The sequence below is a fragment of the Campylobacter sp. 2018MI13 genome (assembly GCF_018501135.1).
Lineage (GTDB): Bacteria > Campylobacterota > Campylobacteria > Campylobacterales > Campylobacteraceae > Campylobacter_E.
The window spans coordinates 1-233 of record NZ_JAHCZC010000347.1 but is presented as its reverse complement, the minus strand read 5'-3'; the positions used below and the strand labels follow the sequence as shown (position 1 = coordinate 233).

Sequence of the window (233 nt, the reverse complement as noted above, 5' to 3'; positions counted from 1 at the left end):
TGCCTTTTGCATAATGAGCCTGCGAGTTGTGGTGTCTGGCAAGGTTAAGCGAACGTGAAGCCGTAGCGAAAGCGAGTCTTAATAGGGCGATAAGTCAGATGCTGCAGACCCGAAACGAAGTGATCTAGCCATGAGCAGGTTGAAGCTAGTGTAAGAACTAGTGGAGGACCCAACCGACGGCCATTGAAACGGCTCCGGATGACTTGTGGATAGGGGTGAAAGGCCAATCAAAC

1 rRNA gene is annotated in these 233 nt (G+C 51.1%); it reads left to right on the top strand.

What is annotated here, in order from left to right:
* Nucleotides 1-233, top strand: a 23S ribosomal RNA gene (locus KJQ99_RS10330); the annotation flags it as partial.